Origin of the sequence: Streptomyces sp. NPDC026659 (assembly GCF_040638245.1) — a bacterium.
GTDB lineage: Bacteria > Actinomycetota > Actinomycetes > Streptomycetales > Streptomycetaceae > Streptomyces.
The window spans coordinates 24,974-45,545 of sequence record NZ_JBEZXY010000012.1 but is presented as its reverse complement, the minus strand read 5'-3'; the positions used below and the strand labels follow the sequence as shown (position 1 = coordinate 45,545).

Annotated in this window: 21 protein-coding genes; 6 read left to right on the top strand and 15 right to left on the bottom strand. The window is 71.1% G+C overall.

Annotation, left to right across the window (positions count from 1 at the left end):
* Positions 1 to 124: 124 nt before the first annotated feature.
* The 3 genes from AB0E91_RS26955 to AB0E91_RS26945 form a co-directional block, all read right to left on the bottom strand.
* Entirely contained in the window at positions 125 to 967 is an 843-nt protein-coding gene (locus AB0E91_RS26955) for an SURF1 family protein (RefSeq protein ID WP_361787065.1), read from the bottom strand.
* A 34-nt stretch (positions 968 to 1,001) separates the two neighbouring features.
* Complete coding sequence (locus AB0E91_RS26950; RefSeq protein ID WP_020939201.1) at positions 1,002 to 1,235, bottom strand: hypothetical protein; 234 nt, start codon at positions 1,233 to 1,235, stop codon at positions 1,002 to 1,004.
* A 159-nt stretch (positions 1,236 to 1,394) separates the two neighbouring features.
* Positions 1,395 to 2,381 (bottom strand): DEDDh family exonuclease, encoded by a 987-nt coding sequence (locus tag AB0E91_RS26945; protein WP_361787060.1) that lies wholly within the window; start codon positions 2,379 to 2,381, stop codon positions 1,395 to 1,397.
* A 307-nt stretch (positions 2,382 to 2,688) separates the two neighbouring features.
* Here AB0E91_RS26945 and AB0E91_RS26940 point away from each other — a divergent pair, with 307 nt between their 5' ends.
* On the top strand, positions 2,689 to 3,735 hold the full coding sequence (locus tag AB0E91_RS26940) for a zinc-dependent alcohol dehydrogenase family protein (protein ID WP_361787057.1): 1,047 nt from the start codon (positions 2,689 to 2,691) through the stop codon (positions 3,733 to 3,735).
* Positions 3,736 to 3,761: 26 nt separating this feature from the next.
* Here the strand turns inward: AB0E91_RS26940 and AB0E91_RS26935 are convergent, their stop codons facing one another.
* The 3 genes from AB0E91_RS26935 to AB0E91_RS26925 form a co-directional block, all read right to left on the bottom strand.
* On the bottom strand, positions 3,762 to 4,760 hold the full coding sequence (locus AB0E91_RS26935) for a CopD family protein (protein ID WP_361787054.1): 999 nt from the start codon (positions 4,758 to 4,760) through the stop codon (positions 3,762 to 3,764).
* A 67-nt stretch (positions 4,761 to 4,827) separates the two neighbouring features.
* Positions 4,828 to 6,210, bottom strand: a complete 1,383-nt coding sequence (locus tag AB0E91_RS26930; RefSeq protein ID WP_361787051.1) for a CoA transferase — start codon at positions 6,208 to 6,210, stop codon at positions 4,828 to 4,830.
* A gap of 99 nt (positions 6,211 to 6,309) precedes the next feature.
* Positions 6,310 to 7,857: a S8 family serine peptidase gene (locus tag AB0E91_RS26925; protein ID WP_361787048.1), complete on the bottom strand. Its 1,548-nt coding sequence runs from the start codon at positions 7,855 to 7,857 to the stop codon at positions 6,310 to 6,312.
* Between the two features lie 283 nt (positions 7,858 to 8,140).
* Between AB0E91_RS26925 and AB0E91_RS26920 the strand changes: the two genes are divergently transcribed.
* From AB0E91_RS26920 to moaA, 3 genes are all read left to right on the top strand, one after another.
* Positions 8,141 to 8,497 (top strand): DUF485 domain-containing protein, encoded by a 357-nt coding sequence (locus tag AB0E91_RS26920; RefSeq protein WP_361787045.1) that lies wholly within the window; start codon positions 8,141 to 8,143, stop codon positions 8,495 to 8,497.
* Positions 8,494 to 10,137 carry a cation acetate symporter gene (locus tag AB0E91_RS26915; RefSeq protein ID WP_361787042.1) on the top strand — a complete coding sequence of 548 codons (1,644 nt, stop codon included), beginning with the start codon at positions 8,494 to 8,496 and terminating at the stop codon, positions 10,135 to 10,137. Before AB0E91_RS26920 ends, AB0E91_RS26915 begins: the two co-directional genes overlap by 4 nt.
* Positions 10,138 to 10,347: 210 nt before the next feature.
* Positions 10,348 to 11,337, top strand: coding sequence for a GTP 3',8-cyclase MoaA (gene moaA, locus AB0E91_RS26910; RefSeq protein ID WP_343245804.1), 990 nt, complete (start codon positions 10,348 to 10,350; stop codon positions 11,335 to 11,337).
* A gap of 3 nt (positions 11,338 to 11,340) precedes the next feature.
* On the opposite strand, the gene AB0E91_RS26905 is transcribed toward moaA, so the two are convergent.
* Both AB0E91_RS26905 and AB0E91_RS26900 read right to left on the bottom strand, forming a co-directional pair.
* Positions 11,341 to 11,565: a hypothetical protein gene (locus AB0E91_RS26905; protein ID WP_361787462.1), complete on the bottom strand. Its 225-nt coding sequence runs from the start codon at positions 11,563 to 11,565 to the stop codon at positions 11,341 to 11,343.
* Between the two features lie 246 nt (positions 11,566 to 11,811).
* Positions 11,812 to 12,207: a DUF3099 domain-containing protein gene (locus AB0E91_RS26900; RefSeq protein WP_361787039.1), complete on the bottom strand. Its 396-nt coding sequence runs from the start codon at positions 12,205 to 12,207 to the stop codon at positions 11,812 to 11,814.
* 270 nt (positions 12,208 to 12,477) lie between these two features.
* On the opposite strand from AB0E91_RS26900, the gene AB0E91_RS26895 reads away from it, so the two are divergent.
* Positions 12,478 to 12,759: a GlsB/YeaQ/YmgE family stress response membrane protein gene (locus AB0E91_RS26895; RefSeq protein ID WP_361787460.1), complete on the top strand. Its 282-nt coding sequence runs from the start codon at positions 12,478 to 12,480 to the stop codon at positions 12,757 to 12,759.
* A 91-nt stretch (positions 12,760 to 12,850) separates the two neighbouring features.
* On the opposite strand, the gene tyrS is transcribed toward AB0E91_RS26895, so the two are convergent.
* The 6 genes from tyrS to AB0E91_RS26865 all read right to left on the bottom strand — a co-directional run bounded on the left by tyrS (position 12,851) and on the right by AB0E91_RS26865 (position 19,322).
* On the bottom strand, positions 12,851 to 14,119 hold the full coding sequence (gene tyrS / locus AB0E91_RS26890) for a tyrosine--tRNA ligase (RefSeq protein WP_361787036.1): 1,269 nt from the start codon (positions 14,117 to 14,119) through the stop codon (positions 12,851 to 12,853).
* A gap of 56 nt (positions 14,120 to 14,175) precedes the next feature.
* Positions 14,176 to 15,570, bottom strand: coding sequence for a metallopeptidase TldD-related protein (locus AB0E91_RS26885; RefSeq protein ID WP_361787033.1), 1,395 nt, complete (start codon positions 15,568 to 15,570; stop codon positions 14,176 to 14,178).
* Positions 15,567 to 17,090, bottom strand: a complete 1,524-nt coding sequence (locus AB0E91_RS26880) for a TldD/PmbA family protein (protein ID WP_361787030.1) — start codon at positions 17,088 to 17,090, stop codon at positions 15,567 to 15,569. The genes AB0E91_RS26885 and AB0E91_RS26880 overlap by 4 nt, the downstream gene beginning before the upstream one ends.
* Before the next feature lie 236 nt (positions 17,091 to 17,326).
* Entirely contained in the window at positions 17,327 to 18,259 is a 933-nt protein-coding gene (hemC, locus tag AB0E91_RS26875) for a hydroxymethylbilane synthase (protein ID WP_361787027.1), read from the bottom strand.
* A complete protein-coding gene (locus AB0E91_RS26870; RefSeq protein WP_361787024.1) occupies positions 18,244 to 18,477 on the bottom strand; it encodes a DUF397 domain-containing protein in 234 nt (77 codons plus the stop codon). The genes hemC and AB0E91_RS26870 overlap by 16 nt, the downstream gene beginning before the upstream one ends.
* Positions 18,474 to 19,322, bottom strand: coding sequence for a helix-turn-helix transcriptional regulator (locus tag AB0E91_RS26865; protein ID WP_361787021.1), 849 nt, complete (start codon positions 19,320 to 19,322; stop codon positions 18,474 to 18,476). Before AB0E91_RS26865 ends, AB0E91_RS26870 begins: the two co-directional genes overlap by 4 nt.
* Positions 19,323 to 19,455: 133 nt before the next feature.
* Between AB0E91_RS26865 and AB0E91_RS26860 the strand changes: the two genes are divergently transcribed.
* Positions 19,456 to 19,938: an ATP-binding protein gene (locus AB0E91_RS26860; RefSeq protein ID WP_361787018.1), complete on the top strand. Its 483-nt coding sequence runs from the start codon at positions 19,456 to 19,458 to the stop codon at positions 19,936 to 19,938.
* Here the strand turns inward: AB0E91_RS26860 and AB0E91_RS26855 are convergent.
* Positions 19,907 to 20,437, bottom strand: coding sequence for an ATP-binding protein (locus AB0E91_RS26855; protein WP_361787015.1), 531 nt, complete (start codon positions 20,435 to 20,437; stop codon positions 19,907 to 19,909). The genes AB0E91_RS26860 and AB0E91_RS26855 overlap by 32 nt on opposite strands.
* Between the last annotated feature and the right edge of the window lie 135 nt (positions 20,438 to 20,572).

Sequence of the window (20,572 nt, the reverse complement as noted above, 5' to 3'; positions counted from 1 at the left end):
CCGGCGGGTCTGAGGGGCAATCAGGCGGTGCGGCCGGGGGAGTGACGCCCCGGGGCGCGCGGTACGGGCTCCGTACGGGGCCCGTACCGCGGAGCCGGGCGCCGGGCTCCGCCGGGCGCGGGCGCTATACGGCGGCGGGCTCGGTCTCCGGGGAGCTGCCCTCCGCGTCGCCCCCCGCAGCCGCCTCCGCCCGGTCCCGGATCTCGCGGCGGACCAGGAACCACCAGCCCACTGGGACACCGGCGGCGAACAGCCACCACTGGATCATGTACGCGTAGTTCAGCGGAGCGTCCTCGCTGCCCGGGCTGGAGATCTGCTCCGGGGTGTCGCCCCTGGGCGTGGGCGCGGTCTGCTCGACATAGCCGCCGAGCACCCTCGCGCCGAGGCGCCGGGTCTCCTCCGCACTGTTGATCAGCATGATCTGGCGGTCGGGCAGACCCTTGACGTTCTTGATGCCGCTGGCCGCGGTCGTCTCGTCGGCCTTGAGCCGCCCGGTGATGGTCGTCTGCCCGGCCGGGGGCGCCGGAATCTTCGGGAAGGCCGTCTGCACGCCGTTGGCGGGAATCCAGCCCCGGTTGACCAGCAGGACCGTGCCGTCCGTCAGCCGCAGCGGGGTCAGGACGTGGAAGCCGACCTCGCCGTCGGAGTTGGTGCGGCGCCGGACGACCACCTCGTGGGCGGTGTCGAAGGTGCCGGTCGCGGTGACGGTGCGGTACTTGTCCAGCCGTGTCACGGCGTGCCCGGGGGAGGTGAGCCGCTCGACCGGGACGGGGTCCGCGTGCAGCGCCCGCGAGACCAGGTCGTTGCGGGCGGTGCGCTCCTCGTAGCGGTGGTGCTGCCAGAAACCGAGCTTGATCATCGTCGGGATCAGCGCGATCGCGACGAGGGTGAGGATCACCCACTGGGGGGTCAGCAGGAAGCGGTAGCGGTGCACCCCACGACGGTACCCCCGGGCCGTGGGGCGCATTCGGGCGGGTACCGGGTCACACCCGGGCACCAGGTCACACCCGGTCGACCACCCCCGTCCTGCCCTCGGCCCGCGCGCAGTGGGCACCGCAGTACCAGTGGCCCTCCACCTCGACGCCCTGCCCGATGATCTGCACCCGGCAGTGCTCGCAGATGGGGGCCATGCGGTGAATCGCACAGGAGAAGCAGTCGAAGACGTGCACCGCGCCCTGCGCGTGGACCTCGAAGGTCATTCCGTAGTCATTGCCGCAAACTTCGCATCTCGCCATACGGCTCAGCGTGAGCCGTCCCGGGCCGGTGGGCGAGCGGGGGTGGGGGCGACTCGCGGCGAATCACCCGTCCGCCCGGACGCCTGGCATGCCCATCCGTCCGCGCCGGCCACGCCTCCGTGTCGGCCGCGCCCCCGTCGTCGACTCCGTCCGCGCCGACTACGCCTCTCCGTCGGCCGACTCCACGTCCCGCAGCAGCTGCCCGAACGCCGCCTCGTCCACCACCGGCGTGCCGAACTGGCGGGCCTTGGCCGTCTTGGAGGTGCCCGAATCGGGGTCGTTGGTGACGAGCAGGCTGGTCAGCCGGGACAGGCTCGTGGCCACGTGCAGTCCGGCCTCGGTCGCCCGGTCCTCCAGCAGGTCGCGCTCGGTGGAGGTGTCGCCGGAGAACGCCACCCGCATGCCCTGCTTGAGTCTTTTGCCCGGTTCGTACCGTCCGGGGTTGGGATACGGACACGCGGGCCGCTTGCGCGCGGGACGCCAGCTCGACGAGCCCCCGTAACCGCCCCCGCCCTGGCGGCCGATGCGGGGCGCGTCCGACCACTCGGTGAGCGGACGGCACTCCAGCAGCGGCAGCCGTACGTTCCCCGCGGCGGCCGCGCGCAGGCTCGGCTGGAACGCCTCGGCCAGCACCCGCGCGTCGTCCAGGGCGTGGTGCGCGCGCTGCTGTACGACGCCGAAGTGCGCCGCGAGGGACTCCAGCTTGAAGTTGGGCAGCGGCAGCCCCAGCTCCTTGGAGAGCGCGATGGTGCACAGCCGCTGCCGCACCGGGGGCTCCTTGTCGGCGCGCGCGTACTCCCGCGCGATCATCTGCCAGTCGAAGACCGCGTTGTGCGCGACCAGCACGCGGTCCGCGAGCCGCGCCGCGAACTCCTCCGCGACCTCCGCGAAGAGCGGGGCCCCTTCGAGGACCTCGCTCGTCAGCCCGTGTATCCACACCGGGCCCGGATCGCGCTCGGGGTTGACCAGCGTGTACCAGTGGTCCTCGACCTCGCCGCGCGCGTCCAGGCGGTAGACGGCGGCCGAGATGATCCGGTCGTCGCGGGCCAGGCCGGTGGTCTCCACGTCAACGACCGCGTATCCCTTCGGATACACGGCCGGCCACGGGGTGGAGGAGGACACAACGGTCGCACGGTCTTCGAGCATGGTCATTGAGGATACGGGCCGCCGCCGACATCCAGGGCCCCCAGGGGCGGACTCCCCGCCCTCCCGGGCCGGCCCTCGTATGCCTGTACGGCCCCGGGCGAGCGCCTGTTCGTGCCCGGGGCGGGGACGCCGTACGGACCCGGGCGGCGGTGTCCCGTGAACCCCGCCGAGCCGGTGCCGAGTTCGCGCGGGGTGCCCCTTTGCCCTGGTCCGGTGCCCCCTGGGGGCGCGGCACGCCCCCGGCACGGCGTACCGTGAGAGGCGCTCGACCACCGCCGAGCCCCCTCGCACCAGAAAGACCCGCACCATGCGCGCCACCACCATCCACGCCCCCTTCGACATGCGCGTGGAGGACGTGCCCGAGCCGGTGGTGCAGCTGCCCACCGACGCCGTCGTACGGGTGCTGCGCGCCTGCATCTGCGGCAGCGACCTGTGGGCCTACCGCGGCGAGGCCGCCCGCCAGGCAGGACAGCGCATCGGTCACGAGTTCCTCGGCATCGTCGAGGAGACCGGCTCCGAGGTCGGCACGGTCAAGCGCGGGGACCTCGTCGTCGCCCCGTTCATGTGGTCCGACGGCACCTGCGAGTACTGCCGCGAGGGCCTGACCACCTCCTGTGTGCACGGCGGCTTCTGGGGCTCCGTCGGCTACGACGGCGGCCAGGGCGAGGCCGTGCGCGTGCCGTTCGCCGACGGCACGCTGGTCCAGCTGCCCAAGGAGGCGGCCGCCGACGACCACCTGCTGACCTCCCTGCTCACCCTGTCCGACGTGCTCGGCACCGGTCACCACGCCGCCCTCGGCGCGGGCGTCCGCCCCGGCTCCACGGTCGCCGTCGTCGGTGACGGCGCGGTCGGCCTGTGCGCCGTGCTCGCCGCCAAGCGGCTCGGCGCCGAGCGGATCATCGCGCTCGGCCGGCACGAGGTCCGCACCGAGATCGCCCGCCGCTTCGGTGCCACCGACGTGGTCGCCTCGCGCGGCGAGGAGGCCGTCGCCGCCGTCCGCGAGCTGACCCGGGGCCAGGGCGCGCACTGCGTGATCGAGGCCGTCGGCACCGAGCAGTCCATGAGCACGGCCGTCCACATCACCCGCGACGGCGGCTCCATCGGCTACGTCGGCGTGCCCCACGGCAGCGGCACCGGCCTCGACCTCAGCGTCATGTTCGACCGGAACATCGCCCTGCGCGGCGGTGTCGCCCCGGTCCGCGCCTACATCCCCGACCTGCTGCCCGACGTGCTCGACGGCACGATCGACCCCTCCCCGGTCTTCGACATGACCGTGGACATCGAGGGCGTCCCGGACGGCTACAAGGCGATGGACGAGCGCACGGCCCTCAAGGTGCTCGTCACCAACGGCTGACCGCCCCTACGGGGGGGCGCGGCCGGTCAGGACCAGCGGATCGGCAGCGGCAGCGCCGTGAGCAGCCCCGAGACCGCCACCACCGCGCCCAGCACGGCCACCTCGGCCCGCGCGGGCGCGGCCGCGGCGAGCGGGTCACCGCTCCGCCCCAGCCGCACCCGCGCCCACAGCGCGAGCACGGCGACGGCGGCGACGAGCAGCACCTTGGCGAACAGGGTGCGCCCGTACGCCGTCGTCGTCAGCTGGTCCAGGACCGTGCCCGGCGGCATCCGGCGCAGCGTGCTCCACACCCCCGTCGCGGTCAGTACGGCGAGCAGTGCGGCGGCCACGCGCGCGTACCGCCCGAGCAGCGCGGCCCCGGCGGTGCCGCCCCGCCACACCCGCAACGTCCGCAGGGTGTACGGCAGTCCGCCCACCCACAGCGCCGCACAGGTCAGATGCGTGAGCGTGAGCAGCGAGCCGGTGAGCGGGCCGTGCTCGGCGGACGGATGCGCGCGCAGCGCCTCCGCGACCAACACGGCCGTCAGCGGCCACAGTTGGAGCCCGGGGCGGCGCGAGCGGGCGCACAGCGCGGCCAGCAGGAAGGCGTTGACCTCCAGGAGGGCCAGCCTGCCGTCGCGGGAGGCGTAGAGACCACCGAGGTCGATCTGGCCGAGGCCGCGCGGGACGAGGTTGCCGGTCGCGACGACGGAGGCCAGGGCCAGCGCGGCGAGGAACCCGGCCGTGTTCGCCAACGGCGCCCAGGAGCGCGGCCGTTCACTGGGAGCACCGGGCAGCCCGGCCGCCAGCCTCCCCGCGAACAGCTCGCCCAGCGACACGCTCAGCGCGGCGAACAGCACCCCGCGCAGCAGTGCCGTACCACCCGCACCGGGCGCCGTCGCCTCCCCGGTGTCGTGCAGCGCGACCTCCGGCCCCAACAGCGGTATGAGCGCGGCGAGTAGTACGAGGGCCAGCACCGCCACGCCCCGCCGCACACCGGCCCGCACCTCCGGGGAGGCGGCGGAAGGGGCACGCGGAGAACTCACGTGAAGATACTGGCCAATTGGGTGTTCGCCGGACAAGTGCGCCTATGTGGAAGCTGGTTGAGGCGTCCTAACTCCACGTCGCCGCGCTCGACCCCCACGGAACCGGCGGAGCGGCCCAGTCCGTCGGGCCGCCCGTGAACGACACCGGAGGCCGGGCGTACCGCAACCGCCCCAGGGGGCTGTCCCGTTCGGCCAGCCATGCCTCCTCCTCGTACTTCGGGCCGCCCAGGGACGGGTCGGGACCGGCCTCGTGGGTCAGCCAGTGCGCGGTCCGGGCGAGCGCGAGGCGCACCAGGCGCCCCTGGCCGTCGCGGGACCGTTCGCCCAGGGCCCGCAGGATGCCCGCCGCCATCAGATAGCCCGAGCCGTGGTCCAGGGCCTGTGCGGGCAGCGCGCCGGGCTCCATGGTCGAGCCCTCGGTGGCCGCGATGCCGGTCGCGACCTGGACGAGGCTGTCGAAGCCGCGCCGCTCGCGCCAGGGCCCGTACGCGCCCCACGCCGAGATCTGCGCGACGATCAGGCCGGGATACCGCTCGGACAGTGCCTCGGGGGAGAGACCGAAGCGGTCGAGGGTGCCGGGGCGGTAGCCGGTGACGACCACATCCGCCGAGGCCAGCAGCTCCTCCAACACCTTCGTGTCGGCGCTGAGTTCGATGGTGGTCGACCGCTTTCCGAAGCCCGTGTCCGCGTGCTGGTCGGGCAGTTCGGGCAGCTCGGGCCCGTCCACGCGCAGCACGTCGGCGCCGAGCAGCGCGAGGGTACGGGTGGCCACGGGCCCGGCGAGGACCCGGGTGAGGTCCAGGACACGCAGCCCGGCGGCAGGCAGCAGAGGCACGGACTCGCCTTCCAGAGGCGGGAGTTCGCGTGCCGAGGCGGCGCCGATCGGGGCGCGCTCCACCAGTGGCCGCTGCGCCACCTCGGCGCCCTGCGGATGCGCCGCCCACTGGCCCGGGGTGCGCAGGGCCACCGCGAGGCCCCCGGCGGCGTACACCGCCTCCTCGATCTCCAGGGCGGAGCGCTCCAGGAACAGCCGCTCCACGTCCTCGGGGTCCGCGCCGTCGGGCAGGCCCAGCGCGCCGAGGAGACGGAGCCGGTGGTGCGGATAGTTGGCGTGGGTGCGCACCCAGCCGTAGCCCGCCCGCCACCAGCGCGACAGCGGTGCGAAGTTGACCGGGGCGCGGCCGTCGATCCGCAGCACCCGCTCGCTGTGGAAGGCGGTGACGACCGCCCCGTCGTCCACCACGGCACGCGGCACCGCGCCGAGCCCCGCCCGCAGTGCGCCCAGTTCGGCCGCGGCCAGCGCGCACGTGCCCACGCACGCGCGCGCCAGCCGCTGCACCGGCAGATGGGCGATCAGAGCCGCGGGGCGCTCCACGGAGACCAGCCGCGCGAGCAGCTCGGGATCGCCGCCCAGCGCGGCCCAGGCGGACTTGATCATGGGATCGGTCATGGAGGCACTATGGATCAGCCGCCGGTGAGCGACAAGGAGGCGCCCGTCTGCCGCGCGCCTCCCCCTGCGCGTCCACCGGCCCCACGGCCGGAACCTTCGCTAGCGCGTCACGGCCTTCAGCGCGTCCGCGATGCCCCGCCCGTAGAACCCGTTCCGGTTCTTGGCGCCCTCGCAGACCGCGTCCACCTTGCCGTCGCCGTTGATGTCGTACGGGTCGTCGCAGGCGGTGGGCGTCGCCTGCGCGTAGAGCAGGGCCTTGACCTGGGCCGGAGTGGCGTGCGGGTGGGTCGACTTGATCAGCGCGGCCACGCCCACGACGTGCGGGGTCGCCATCGACGTACCGGCCATGTAGCCCCAGGTGCCGCCGGGCAGCGGGCCGAGGATGAGGCCGCTGGTGGCCGGGGGAGCGGGGGTCTGGTAGGCGGTCGAGTCGCCGCCGGGCGCGGCGATGTCGATGACGCCGAGGCCGTAGTTCGAGAAGGAGGACTTCAGGCCCTTGGCGCCGGTCGCGGCGACGGTGACCACGCCCGGGAGCTGGGTCGGTATGTCGAAGCACTTGCGCGGGTCGATCGTCCGGTCCGAGGGGGTGCCGTCGTTCGGGGAGACCGGGTCGGTGATCGAGTCGGCCGCGAGGTCGTAGCTCTCGTTGCCCGCCGCCGCGACGTTGACCGTGCCCTTGCGCTCGGCGTACTGGGAGGCCCGCCGGACGGCGGTGACCAGGGCCTTCTGGTCGGGGTCGCCGGTGCAGTTGAAGTACCAGGGGTCGGTGTAATAGCTGTTGTTGGTCACGTCCACGTGGTGCTCGGCCGCCCAGACGAAGCCGCAGACCACGGCCTCGGTGTAGAAGTAGCCGGCCGGGGTGGAGACCTTGATGCCCGCGACCTTCACACCCGGGGCCACGCCCGTGATGCCGACGCCGTTCTTGGCGCCCGCGATCTCACCGGCGACATGCGTGCCGTGCGGGCTCTCCCCGGCGTTCGGGCGCCAGGCGCCGTCCGTGGTGTCCGGCTTGCCGGAGACGCAGTTGACGGAGGCCGAGCGGTCGAAGTTGGGCGCGATGTCCGGGTGGGTGTCGTCCACACCGGTGTCGATGACCGCGACGGTGACCTTGCTGCTGCCGAGCGTCTTCTCGTGCGCCTTGTCGGCCTTGATGGCGGGCAGGTCCCACTGGAGCGGCTCCAGCGGGTCCTGGCCCTGCGCGGCGGACTTCTCCGCGTCGGCCAGCTGCGCCGCGCTGAGCGCCTTCGGCGTGCCGAGGTCGGCCGTGGACTGGGCGGGCAGCGGGGCGTTGCGGGTGGCACCGGCCGAATCGACGCCGTGCACACGGCGGATGGCCTGGGCGAAGTCCGGGTTCGCGGAGTGGACGACGATCACGCCTATGCGGTCGTAACTCGTGACGACCGTGCCGCCGTTGCGTCCTATCGCGCGCCGCACCGACTCGATCGTGCGACGGTCCGCCGAGGTGTTGACGACGTACGACAGCGCGGGGCCGTCGTACGCGCGGGCGGAGGCGTCCGACTCCTGCCCGGCCGGGGCCGTCGGCGCCGCCGCCGAGGCCGTCGCCGGCAGGAAGCCGAGCGAGGCGGTCAGGGAGAGCACGAGCGGCACGGCCGGCGCGAAACGGCGCCGGGAGCGCAGATGAGCCATGAAAACTCCACATCATCCGGATGAAGGACCGCCCGGGACACGCGGGGCCGCCGGGCAGGTACATGACGGGTGGGCAGAGCGAAACTATCTCTGTCGACGCGATCTCCGAAAGGGCGAAAGGGAGTTGAACCGTCCCGACCGGGGCGCCGTGCCCCCTGAGAGGGGGCCGTGCGGATCACGTGCCCCCGGCGGGATCACGTTACGGAGCCGGTCATTGACTCCGGGTAACGTGATCACGTCCCATGAGGTCGGCAAGCGCACGCCCGGACGCGAGGAGACTTGAGTGGCCACCGAGACACCGCCCCCCGCGAAGCCCCAACCATCACTTCCCTCCACCGAGGAGTTCACCGAGGTACAGCAGAGCGCGGAGTTCGGTGAACTGCGCCGCGCGCACCGCTCCTTCGCGTTCCCCCTGACGATCGCCTTCGTCGCCTGGTACCTGCTCTACGTCCTGCTCTCCTGCTACGCGGAGGGCTTCATGGGCACCAAGGTCGTGGGCAACGTCAACGTGGCGCTCGTCCTGGGCCTGGCCCAGTTCCTGACCACGTTCCTCATCGCCTGGTGGTACGCGCGCCACGCCGCCGCCAAGCTCGACCCCAGGGCCGAGGCCATCAAGTCCCGGATGGAGGGCGGCGCATGAGCCCCGCACAGCACACGGTCTCCGCACAGCACACCCTGCTCGCCGCCGGAGAGGCGAGCGAGCACCGGCCGCTGATCATCAGCCTGTTCGCGGTGTTCGTTCTCGCCACCCTCGTCATCACCGTCTGGGCGGGCCGCCAGACCAAGAGCGCCGCCGACTTCTACGCGGGCGGCCGCCAGTTCACCGGCTTCCAGAACGGACTCGCCGTCTCCGGCGACTACATGTCCGCCGCGTCCTTCCTCGGCATCGCGGGCGCCATCGCGCTCTTCGGCTACGACGGCTTCCTGTACTCCGTCGGCTTCCTGGTCGCCTGGCTGGTCGCGCTCCTCCTGGTCGCCGAACCGCTGCGCAACTCCGGCCGCTACACGATGGGCGACGTGCTCGCCTACCGGATGCGCCAGCGCCCGGTCCGCACGGCGGCCGGTGTCTCCACCATCGTCGTCTCGATCTTCTACCTGCTCGCGCAGATGGCCGGCGCGGGCGTCCTGGTCTCGCTGCTGCTCGGCATCACCAGCGACGGCGGCAAGATCGGCATCGTCGCCCTGGTCGGCGTCCTGATGATCGTGTACGTCACCATCGGCGGCATGAAGGGCACCACCTGGGTCCAGATGGTCAAGGCGGTCCTGCTGATCGTCGGAGCCCTGCTGCTGACCTTCCTGGTGCTGCTGAAGTTCCACTTCAACATCTCCGAGCTGCTCGGCAAGGCCGCCGAGACCAGCGGCAAGGGCGCGGGCTTCCTGGAGCCCGGCCTGAAGTACGGCGCCACCGGCACGACCAAGCTGGACTTCATCTCGCTCGGCATCGCCCTGGTCCTCGGCACGGCCGGTCTGCCGCACATCCTGATCCGCTTCTACACGGTTCCCACCGCCAAGGCCGCCCGCAAGTCCGTGATCTGGGCCATCGGCCTGATCGGCGCCTTCTACCTGATGACCCTCGCCCTCGGCTTCGGCGCCGCCGCGCTCATCAAGCCCGACGAGATCATCGGCTCCAACAAGGCGGGCAACACGGCCGCGCCCCTGCTCGCGCTCCATCTCGGCGGGGTCGACTCCAACTGGGGCGCCGTCCTCCTCGCGACCATCTCCGCCGTCGCCTTCGCCACCATCCTCGCGGTGGTCGCGGGCCTGACGCTGGCCTCCTCGTCGTCCTTCGCCCACGACATCTACGCCAACGTCATCAAGAGGGGCCAGGCCACCGAGAAGCAGGAGGTCGGCGCGGCCCGCTGGGCCACCGTCGGCATCGGTGCCGTCTCCATCGTGCTCGGCGCGCTCGCCCGCGACCTGAACGTGGCCGGACTGGTCGCGCTCGCCTTCGCCGTCGCCGCCTCGGCAAACCTGCCGACGCTGCTCTACAGCCTGTTCTGGAAGCGGTTCACCACCACCGGCGCCCTGTGGTCGATCTACGGCGGCCTGGTCACCGCCGTCGGCCTGGTGCTGTTCTCGCCGGTCGTCTCCGGCAAGCCCACCTCGATGTTCCCCGACGTGGACTTCCACTGGTTCCCGCTGGAGAACCCCGGCATCATCTCGATCCCGGTCGGCTTCCTGCTGGGCGCGGTCGGCACCCTGCTCTCCAAGGAGGTCCCGGACGCGGGCAAGTACGCCGAGCTGGAGGTACGGTCCCTGACCGGCACCGGGGCGCACTGAGCGCCGTATGGGCATGCGCCGAGCGCTGTAGGACATCACGGCCGCGCCGCGCGGGCTCCTCGCCCGTACGGCGCGGCCGGACCGTTTCTCCACACCCACGCCCGCTCGCGGCTGTCGATGTCAGCACTCTCGCGTAGGCTCGCAGGTGACGGAAAAAGAGCGGTCCGGAACACGATCGGTCCAGACCGGGAAGCGAGGGAGGGGGCCCACGTGCTCATCGACACCTACGGCCGAGTGGCCACCGACCTACGGGTCTCGCTGACCGACCGGTGCAATCTGCGCTGCACGTACTGCATGCCCGAAGAGGGCCTGCAGTGGCTCGCCAAGCCCGACCTGCTCACGGACGACGAGATCGTCCGCCTGATCGACATCGCGGTACGCCTGCTCGGCATCGAAGAGGTCCGCTTCACCGGCGGCGAGCCGCTGCTGCGCCCCGGCCTGGTCGGCATCGTCGAGCGCGTCGCGGCCCTGGAGCCGCGCCCCCAGATGTCGATCACCACCAACGGCATCGGCCTCAAGCGCACCGCCGAGGCCCTCAAGGCGGCCGGACTCGACCGGGTCAACGTCTCCCTGGACACCCTGCGCCCCGACGTCTTCAAGACCCTCACCCGGCGCGACCGCCACCAGGACGTGCTGGACGGACTGAAGGCCGCGAGCGACGCCGGACTCACCCCGGTCAAGGTCAACTCGGTCCTGATGCCGGGCCTGAACGCGGACGAGGCCCCCGACCTGCTCGCCTGGGCCCTGGAGCACGAGTACGAACTGCGCTTCATCGAGCAGATGCCGCTCGACGCCCAGCACGGCTGGAAGCGCGAGGGCATGGTCACCGCGGCCGACATCCTCGCCTCGCTGCGCACCCGCTTCGAGCTCACCGACGAGAACGCGGGCGAGCGCGGCTCGGCACCGGCCGAACGCTGGCTCGTGGACGGCGGCCCGCAGCGGGTCGGCGTCATCGCCTCGGTCACCCGCCCGTTCTGCGCGGCCTGCGACCGCACCCGGCTCACGGCCGACGGACAGATACGCACCTGCCTGTTCGCCACCGAGGAGACCGACCTGCGCGCGGCCCTGCGCTCGGACGCCGAGGACAAGGAGATCGCGGACATCTGGCGCACCGCGATGTGGGGCAAGAAGGCGGGCGCGGGCCTGGACGACCCGTCGTTCGTGCAGCCCGACCGCCCGATGTCGGCGATCGGCGGCTGAGGCTCAGCCTTCGGCCGGGCCCTGCTCTTCCCACTCCGTCAGCAGCACGACGTCCTTCAGGAAGCCCCGCAACCCGAGGAACTGCGACAGATGCTCGCGGTGCTCCTCGCAGGCCAGCCAGGTCTTCCGCCGCTCCGGCGTGTGGATCTTCGGGTTGTTCCACGCCAGCACCCAGACGGCGTCGACGCGGCAGCCCTTGGCGGAGCAGATCGGTGTGTCACTCACGATGTCGTCTCACAAGAACGGCTGCGGAAGGGCAGCGAAGCGGCTGCGAAAAGGCTCTGAACATGGCGACGCCGAGCAGCCACGGGGGGAGCTGCCCGGCGTCGGTCCGTCGCTCCGACGGGGGATGCGGAGCGCGTACGAAGTATGTCACGGGTCACCCGCGACCCGGCACCGGAACAGCGCGATTGAACTGAGCTTTTCCTGAGCTTGGCGGGAAGTCGTCTTCCGCTTTTCGGGCGTCTTCCCTGCTCAGGATCTATCCGGCCGCTCGCCGCGTGCCTCCGGCGCAGGGCCCTCCGACGCGCCGCCGGGGCCGGATTCCGACCGTGCCCGCCCGGTGTCCGCGACGGGCGCGATCATCGGCTTGGACGGCGTGACGACAAAGGTCGAGGGCAGCGACGGCGGCCGCTCCCGGCCCGCGTTGGCGATGACCACGGCGATGTACGGCAGCAGGGCGCCGAGCACCAGCGCCACGATGGCGACGTACCGCTCCACGTTCCACAGGGAGGCCGCGAGGATCACCGACACGGTCCGGATCGACATGGAGATGACGTACCGCCGCTGCCGGCCCCGCACGTCCTCGGCGAGTCCGGTCCGGGCGCCGGTGATCCGGAACACCTGTCCGTCGCCGCGCTGCTTGAGCATCTCAGTCCACCATCCGACCGCAAGGGACTCGTCCCCGTCCCGTACGAGCGTCCGGCCCGTCGGGGAAACCGGTCCGGAACACCCCCCACGGTACGCCGCCCCGCCCTCCGGCTCGATACCGGGGCCGCCCCCGCCTGCGGCGACACGGTGGATGCCCCGGCGCATACGGCGCACCCGGTGTGCGCGGGGCGAGGGGCGCGCCCAGACTGGGGCCGAGGACGCGGGAGAGGACCAGGCCGGACCGTGTCGGACCGTTACGAGGAGGCGGCCATGGGCTGGCTGTGGGCGATCATCGTGGGATTCGTGCTGGGCGTCATTGCCAAGGCGGTCATCCCCGGCAAGCAGCACAGCCCCCTGTGGCTGACCGTCATCTGCGGCACGATCGGCGGCCTGGTCGGCAACGCGGTCGCCCGCGCGGTGGGCGTCGGGGAGACCCGGGGCATCGACTGGACCCGGCATCTCTTCCAGCTCGTCGCCGCGATCATCATCGTGTTCGTGGTCGACCGGCTCTACATGGAGACGCTGGGCAAGCGAAAGCAGCGCCAGGTCTGAGAACGCCGGTTCTGAGAACACCGGTTCCGAGGCCCGGCGGACATGCCGAGGGGGTGACTTCCACGGCGGAAGTCACCCCCTCGGTCCATGCTCAGGCGCCGGTGACCTCGACGGCGGCCAGGTTCTTCTTGCCCCGGCGCAGCACCAGCCAGCGGCCGTGCAGCAGGTCCTCGGCGGCCGGTACGGCGTCCTCGGCGGCGACCTTGACGTTGTTCACGTAGGCACCGCCCTCCTTCACCGTGCGGCGCGCGGCCGACTTGCTCGCCACGAGACCGACCTCGGCGAACAGGTCGGTCACCAGGCCCAGCTCGGCGACCTGGATGTGCGGGACCTCGGAGAGGGCGGCCGCGAGGGTGCGCTCGTCCAGCTCCGCCAGCTCGCCCTGGCCGAACAGCGCCTTGGACGCGGCGACCACGGCGGCCGTCTGGTCGGCGCCGTGCACCAGCGTGGTCAGCTCCTCGGCCAGCGCGCGCTGGGCGGCACGGGCCTGCGGACGCTCCTCGGTCTGCTTCTCCAGCTCCTCGATCTCCTCGCGGGACTTGAAGCTGAAGATGCGCAGGAACTTGGAGACGTCACGGTCGTCCGCGTTCAGCCAGAACTGGTAGAAGGCGTACGGCGTGGTCATCTCCGCGTCCAGCCACACCGTGCCCGACTCGGTCTTGCCGAACTTGGTGCCGTCCGCCTTGGTGATCAGCGGGGTGCCCAGGGCGTGCACCACGGCATCGGGGTCGACCCGGTGGATCAGGTCGGTGCCCGAGGTGAGGTTGCCCCACTGGTCGCTGCCGCCGGTCTGGAGCGTGCAGCCGTAGCGCCGGTAGAGCTCCAGGAAGTCCATGCCCTGGAGGATCTGGTAGCTGAACTCGGTGTAGCTGATGCCCGCGTCCGAGTTCAGGCGGCGGGAGACGGCCTCCTTGGCGATCATCTTGTTCACCCGGAAGTGCTTGCCGATGTCGCGCAGGAACTCGATGGCCGACATGCCCTGGGTCCAGTCCAGGTTGTTGACCATGACGGCCGCGTTCGGGCCCTCGAAGTTCAGCAGCGGCTGGATCTGGGCGCGCAGCCGCTCCACCCACTGGGCGACGATCTCCGGCGCGTTCAGCGTGCGCTCGGCGGTGGGCTTCGGGTCACCGATCAGACCGGTGGCGCCCCCGACCAGGCCCAGCGGGCGGTGACCGGCGTCCTGGATACGGCGCATGGTCAGGATCTGCACCAGGTTGCCGAGGTGCAGGCTGGGCGCGGTCGGGTCGAAGCCGCAATAGAACGTGACGGGACCGTCCGCGAACGCCTTGCGCAGCGCGTCTTCGTCGGTGGAGAGGGCGATCAGCCCGCGCCACTTCAGTTCGTCGACGATGTCCGTCACGGTTCTCGTGTCTCCTTGAAGATCAGTCGGCAGTCGGGTGACAGCCGACTACGAGGTTATACGCCCTGGCTGACAGAGCTCATATTGAAATCCGGGATGCGCAGCGCGGGCATCGCGGCCCGGGTGAACCAGTCGCTCCATTCGCGGGGCAGCGTGCGCTCGGTGCGCCCGGCCTCGGAGGCCCGCCCGAGCAGTCCGACCGGCGACTCGTTGAACCGGAAGTTGTTCACCTGCCCGGTCACCTCGCCGTTCTCCACCAGGTACACGCCGTCCCTGGTCAGACCGGTGAGCAGCAGGGTCGCGGGGTCCACCTCGCGGATGTACCAGAGGCAGGTCAGCAGCAGCCCGCGCTCGGTGTTCGCGACCATCTCGTCCAGCGAGCGGTCCTCGCCGCCGTCCAGGATCAGGTTCCCGAGGGCGGGGGCGACGGGCAGACCGGTGAGGCCCGCGCCGTGCCGGGTGGTGGTGAGGTTGCGCAGGACGCCCTCCCCGATCCAGTCGGTGGGGTGGACGGGCAGCCCGTTGTCGAAGACGGACTGGTCGCCGCCGGAGGAGTGCGCCACCACGAACGGCGCGCATTCGAGCCCCGGCTCGTTCGGGTCGCTGCGCAGGGTGAGCGGCAGCTCGCTGAGCCGGTCGCCCACCCGGGTGCCGCCGCCCGGCTTGGAGAACACCGTGCGCCCCTCGGCCGCGTCCCGGCCCGAGGACGACCACAGCTGGTAGATCAGCAGGTCGGCCACGGCGGACGGCGGCAGCAGCGTCTCGTACCGCCCGGCGGGCAGCTCCACGCGCCGCTCGGCCCAGCCCAGGCGTACGGCCAGCTCGGTGTCCAGCGCGGCCGGGTCGACGTCCTTGAAGTCCCGCGTGGAGCGCCCGGCCCACGCCGAACGGGTGCGGTCGGGCGACTTGGCGTTCAGCTCCAGGGTGCCGGTCGGCTGGTCGTGCCTGAGGCGCAGCCCGGTGGAGGTGCCGAGGTAGGTCGAGACCATCTCGTGGTTGGCGAAGCCGTACAGCTCACGGCCGCCCGCGCGGGCCCGCGCGAAGGACTCGCCCAGGGCGGGCGCGAAGTCCGCGAAGACGGCGGAGGAGGTCTCCAGGGGCGCGTCAGCGAAGTCGGGGGAGTGCGGCACGCCGGTGACCAGCGGCTGCGCGTCTTCGGCGGGACCGGCGGCACGGGCGGCGGCTTCGGCGGCCCGCACCAGCGGCTCCAGGTCCTCGTCGGTGACGGCGGACCGCGACACGACCCCGGAGGCGGTGCCCTGCTGCCCGGCCACGGTCGCGATCACCGTGAGGGTACGGCCCCGGGTCACCCCGTTGGTCGTGAGCGCGTTGCCCGCCCAGCGGAGGTTGGCGGTGGAGTACTCGTCCGCGAGGACGACGCAGCCGTCGGCCCGGGACAGCGCGAGGGCCCGCTCGACGACCTCGTGCGGCTTGCTGGTGCGCGGGCTCATCGACCGGCCTCCTGCGTGGTGTTGAGGATGTTGACGCCCTTGAACAGAGCGGAGGGGCAACCGTGCGAGACGGCCGCGACCTGGCCCGGCTGGGCCTTGCCGCAGTTGAAGGCGCCGCCGAGCACGTAGGTCTGCGGACCGCCCACGGCGGCCATCGAACCCCAGAAGTCGGTGGTCGTGGCCTGGTAGGCGACGTCCCGCAGCTGCCCGGTGATCCGCCCGTTCTCGATCCGGAAGAACCGCTGCCCGGTGAACTGGAAGTTGTACCGCTGCATGTCGATGGACCAGGACCGGTCACCGACGACATAGATCCCCCGGTCCACGCCACCGATCAGATCCTCGGTGGAGAGCCCGGCGGGGTCCGGCTGGAGCGACACGTTGGCCATGCGCTGCACCGGCACATGCGCGGGGGAGTCCGCGAAGGCGCACCCATTGGACCGCTCGAAGCCGGTCAACTTGGCGATGCGCCGGTCCAGTTGGTACCCGACCAGCGTGCCGTCCTTCACCAGGTCCCAGGACTGCGCGGCCACACCCTCATCGTCGTACCCGACGGTCGCGAGACCGTGCTCGGCCGTACGGTCACCGGTGACGTTCATCCGCTCGGAGCCGTACTTCAGCTTGCCGAGCTGGTCGAAGGTGGCGAAGGAGGTACCGGCGTAGGCGGCCTCGTAGCCGAGGGCGCGGTCCAACTCCGTTGCGTGGCCGATGGATTCGTGGATGGTGAGCCACAGGTTGGACGGGTCCACCACCAGGTCGTACAGCCCCGGGTCCACGCTCGGCGCGCGCATCTTCTCGGCCAACAGCTCCGGGATCTGCTCCAGTTCGGAGTCCCAGTCCCAGCCGGTGCCCTTCAGGTACTCCCAGCCGCGCCCCACCGGCGGAGCGAGCGTCCGCATCGAGTCGAACTCGCCGCTGGAGTCGTCCACGCAGACGGCCGTCAACTCCGGGTGCAGCCGGACGCGTTGCTGCGTGGTCACGGTCCCGGCGGTGTCCGCGTAGAACTTGTTCTCGTGCACGGTGAGCAGCGAGGCGTCGACATGGCTCACGCCCTGGGCCGTGAGCAGCCGGTTGCTCCACTCCGCGAGCAGCGCGGCCTTCTCCTCGTCCGGCACCGAGAAGGGGTCGATCTCGTACGAGGACACCCAGGTCTTGTCCGCGTGTACGGGCTCGTTCGCCAGCTCCACCCGCTCGTCCGACCCGACCGCCTTGATGACCTGCGCGGACAGCTTCGCCATGGCAACAGCCTGCGAGGCGACCTTGGCGGCACCGTCCATGGTCAGGTCCACCCCGGAGGCGAACCCCCAACTCCCCCCGTGGACCACCCGTACGGCATACCCGAGGTCGGTGGTGTCGGACGACCCGGCCGGCTTGGCATCCCTCAACCGCCAGGAGGCGCTACGGACCTTCTCCAGCCGGAAGTCCGCGTGCTCCGCACCGAGTGCGCGGGCACGGGCGAGGGCGGCGTCGGCGAGGGCGCGGAGTGGTAGGGCAAGGAAGGAGGGGTCGATGTCTTGGGGCACGGGGGTTCCCTTCAGCAGTTGGCCACGCAAGGGGCGGGCACAGAACCAACTCCTGTACCCGCCCGTGGGGTTCGGCAGACGCCGGCTCGGTTTGTCGGTGAGGGCGATGAACGCGGCCCAGGCGTCCGGGGCACGATGAGGGGCGGCACAGGAGGATACGCCTTTTCGGTGATGACAAGGGCCGGATGGGCGCTGTGCGGCCGCCCGGGGAATCACCGGACGGTGAGGCTGGTCGGTCAGTGGGCGATGCCGTCGATGAGTTCCCGGGCACCCTGGCGGAGCAGGGCGACGGCGACGGAAGTGCCCAGCGTCGCGGGGTCGAGGCGCCCAGCCCATTCGTGTGCGTGGAGGACGGTCTTGCCGTCCGGGGTGAACACGGCGGCGCGCAGCGACAGTTCACCGGAGCGCTCGGTGCGGGCGTACCCGGCGATCGGTGAGTTGCAGTGTCCCTGGAGGACGTGGAGGAGCATCCGCTCGGCGCTGGTCTCCCGGTGGGTGGCCGGGTCACCCAGGCCGCTGACGATGTCGATCGTCCCGGTGTCGTCCTCCCGGCACTGCAGGGCGAGAACCCCGGCACCGATCGGCGGGAGCATCGTCTCCAGAGGCAGCACCTCGGTGATGGCGTCCGTGCGGCTGATGCGCTCCAGGCCGGACACGGCCAGGACGAGCGCGTCGGCCTCTCCCGCCGCCATCTTCTCCAGGCGCTTGTTCGCGTTGCCCCGGATGGGCACGCATGCGAGGTGGGGGTGGGAGGCGGCGAGCTGTGCGACACGGCGCACCGATGAGGTGCCGATCCGCGTTCCGGCCGGGAGCTGGTCGAGGGTGCGGCCCTGCGGGTCGACCAGAGCGTCCCGGATGTCGTCGCGCTTGAGGTGTGCGGCGAAGAGGGTGCCCGCCGGGATCGGCCGGTCGCCGGGCACGTCCTTCATGCAGTGCACGGCGAGGTCGGCGTCGCCACGCAGGAGAGCGGCGTCGACCTCCTTGGTGAAGGCGCCCTTGCCCTCGACCTGGGCGAGGTCTCCCATCCACCGGTCGCCGGTGGTCGTCACCGGCAGGACTTCGGTACGCACACCTGGATGGAGCGCGGCCAGCTCCGCGCGGACACGCTCCACCTGCGCGAGAGCCATCGGGGAGTTGCGGGAGACGATGCGGATCAGGTCACCGGGCATGGGGGCACGATAGTGCTCACAGCCGTGCGGCGAGCTGTCGACGCGAGGCTCGTGAACGCGGCCCAGGCGGTGGGGGTGACGGTGAGGGGCTGGATGTGCTTGTTCTTGGAGTCGCGGATGTGGACCGCCTCCGGGTGCATGGCTACTTCAACGCAGTTGCCGCCGTAGGTGTCGCTGTAGCTGCTCTTGAACCACGCCGACTCATCGGTGGTGCTCATAGCGCTCCTCGCATCTGTTCCAGTAGCTCCACGGTAGCCCGGCGGTCCAAAGCCTGGGAACGCAGCTTGCCATAGCGCTTAAGCAACATGCTTACGTCTTTTGGCGTGGGGATCAGATTGTTCGACCGCTGCCCTTCGGTGTAAGCGAGCCACTGGTTGGCGGGAGTCTCGGCCAGGTACATCGTGCCCTCGACGCCAGCGTGGTCTTCCTGGACTCTGGGCATGATCTGGATCGCGACATTACGTCGGGCACCCATCTCAAGGAGATGGTCGATGACCTGCTTTGTCACCTCGCGGCCCCCCACGCGCCGATCAAGGATGCACTGCTCGATGATGAAGCCGAACTCGGTGGTGGGCCGGGTGGAGATGATCAGTTGCCGATCCAGCCGGGCATTCACGTAGTGGTCGATCTGCTCCTGGTCCACGGGCGGCAGCCGACAGTCGAACAACGCCCTGATGTACGCCTCCGGCTGCAACAGCCCTGGCACCGCACGGCATTCGTACGCGTACAAGGTGACCGCCTCCTCTTCGATCCCAACCCACTGCTGGAACCAGGAAGCCACCCCCGTCCGCCTCGTCAGGGTCTTCGCTGCATCTGCAAGGAGTTTGGGCGCCAGAGGCCCTAGAGCCTCCTCTGTCCGCCCCGGTAGATCCGTGGGCGGGAATCGCTTCCCCTGCTCGATTTTGGCGATGTACGCGACCGAGTAACCCACGCGCTTCGCGAACTCTTCCTGTGTCAGACCAGCAAGTTCCCGCAGCGACTTCAGCACCGCGCCGAAGGTCTTGAGGCTCTCGGAAGGTTCGATCTCGACATTGTTGCTACCCCTGCCCTGGTCCGCCGCCATCCGAGCCGCCTCCCGTGTCGCTCAACTCGTTACATTGAGTAACTCACCCAGCCCAGAGTGTGCACTGGTACAGCCACCTCTGTATGGGCTTTGTGCCTGTTGATGGCTCGGCGGAATCAGAACCCTGGACACCATGTCCGTACCAGAGGCCCAAGAGGCCGTCACCGTAAGTGTGTTCGTGCAGCGGCTCTCCGCGACCCGGCTCGGAGCGAGACTCGCGCGACGACTGGCCGTACACCAGCTCGACGAATGGAACGTGCCGTACGGCAGCGAGGGTTCGGAAACCGTCGCCCTGGTCGTCGCGGAACTCGCCGCCAACGCCGTACTCCACGGCCGCGTACCCGGACGGGACTTCGAACTCTGCCTCCGCTACGACTCCGCCGGCACCGTCCGCGTAGAGGTGTCCGACACTCACCCGGCTCACCCGATGCTGAGCCCCGCGCAGACGGACGGCGGCCGGGGTCTCCTCCTCGTGGCGGCGCTCTCCGCCCGCTGGGGCGTCAACGCGCGCAAGGGCCCGGGCAAGACGGTGTGGGCGGAGTGCGCGGTGACTCTTGCGAGGCAGGCCGCAGATGGCGACCATGTCACGCCGAGCGCAGCCACCCGGGCTCGATGATCAACTCACCCTCCCCGGAGGGAACGTCGAACCGGGCGGAGAAGTCGTCCAGCGCGGACTCGGTGACGAGCAACGCGTTCGCGTCCTCCCGCTGGTTCCGCTCCGCGAGACGACGCAGCAACTCGGTCCGTCTGACGGGGAAGTACAACAGCCGCCACTGCCCACCCGCGTCCTCGACCAGCCTCTTCCACTCCTCGCGCGCCGGGCGCAGCCACAGCCCGTGGTCGAGGACGACGTCCTTCCCGGCGGCGACGAGTTCGGCCAGTCGCTCGCGGACCTCGGCGACGACCGGGGTCTCCAACTCGAAGTACCTCGGCTCCGGGTAGTCGACGCCGTACCGTCCGTGCCGCTCGTAGACCAGCTCGTCCACCGACAGCCGGGTCACCCCGAACGGCTCCAGCTTCCGCCGGGCGTAGGTCGTCTTCCCGGAGCCGGTCAGCCCGACCAGCAGATACACGACCGGCCGCCCGGCACCGGATGTGTGAGACGTCGCCGTCATTGCCTCAGCTCCTTCACCGCTCCGGCCGTCCTCTCGCCAGGCTGCCACTGTTCATACGTGCGCGACGGCGCGGAAGGCCGCGCAGGCTGGAGGCGTGGATGTGGGTACTATCGAGATGATGTAGGCACAATCCGC

What these genes read in the sequence shown, in the direction of transcription:
- AB0E91_RS26925 (WP_361787048.1), bottom strand. Translation starts at nt 7,857, where the DNA reads ATGGCTCATCTGCGCTCCCGGCGCCGTTTCGCGCCGGCCGTGCCGCTC.
- AB0E91_RS26950 (WP_020939201.1), bottom strand. Translation starts at nt 1,235, where the DNA reads ATGGCGAGATGCGAAGTTTGCGGCAATGACTACGGAATGACCTTCGAG.
- AB0E91_RS26885 (WP_361787033.1), bottom strand. Translation starts at nt 15,570, where the DNA reads ATGAGCCCGCGCACCAGCAAGCCGCACGAGGTCGTCGAGCGGGCCCTC.
- AB0E91_RS26945 (WP_361787060.1), bottom strand. Translation starts at nt 2,381, where the DNA reads ATGCTCGAAGACCGTGCGACCGTTGTGTCCTCCTCCACCCCGTGGCCG.
- AB0E91_RS26940 (WP_361787057.1), top strand. Translation starts at nt 2,689, where the DNA reads ATGCGCGCCACCACCATCCACGCCCCCTTCGACATGCGCGTGGAGGAC.
- AB0E91_RS26900 (WP_361787039.1), bottom strand. Translation starts at nt 12,207, where the DNA reads ATGCTCAAGCAGCGCGGCGACGGACAGGTGTTCCGGATCACCGGCGCC.
- AB0E91_RS26865 (WP_361787021.1), bottom strand. Translation starts at nt 19,322, where the DNA reads ATGGCGGCGGACCAGGGCAGGGGTAGCAACAATGTCGAGATCGAACCT.
- AB0E91_RS26870 (WP_361787024.1), bottom strand. Translation starts at nt 18,477, where the DNA reads ATGAGCACCACCGATGAGTCGGCGTGGTTCAAGAGCAGCTACAGCGAC.
- AB0E91_RS26915 (WP_361787042.1), top strand. Translation starts at nt 8,494, where the DNA reads ATGAGCCCCGCACAGCACACGGTCTCCGCACAGCACACCCTGCTCGCC.
- AB0E91_RS26895 (WP_361787460.1), top strand. Translation starts at nt 12,478, where the DNA reads ATGGGCTGGCTGTGGGCGATCATCGTGGGATTCGTGCTGGGCGTCATT.
- AB0E91_RS26930 (WP_361787051.1), bottom strand. Translation starts at nt 6,210, where the DNA reads ATGACCGATCCCATGATCAAGTCCGCCTGGGCCGCGCTGGGCGGCGAT.
- AB0E91_RS26860 (WP_361787018.1), top strand. Translation starts at nt 19,456, where the DNA reads ATGTCCGTACCAGAGGCCCAAGAGGCCGTCACCGTAAGTGTGTTCGTG.
- AB0E91_RS26855 (WP_361787015.1), bottom strand. Translation starts at nt 20,437, where the DNA reads ATGACGGCGACGTCTCACACATCCGGTGCCGGGCGGCCGGTCGTGTAT.
- hemC (WP_361787027.1), bottom strand. Translation starts at nt 18,259, where the DNA reads ATGCCCGGTGACCTGATCCGCATCGTCTCCCGCAACTCCCCGATGGCT.
- AB0E91_RS26955 (WP_361787065.1), bottom strand. Translation starts at nt 967, where the DNA reads ATGCGCCCCACGGCCCGGGGGTACCGTCGTGGGGTGCACCGCTACCGC.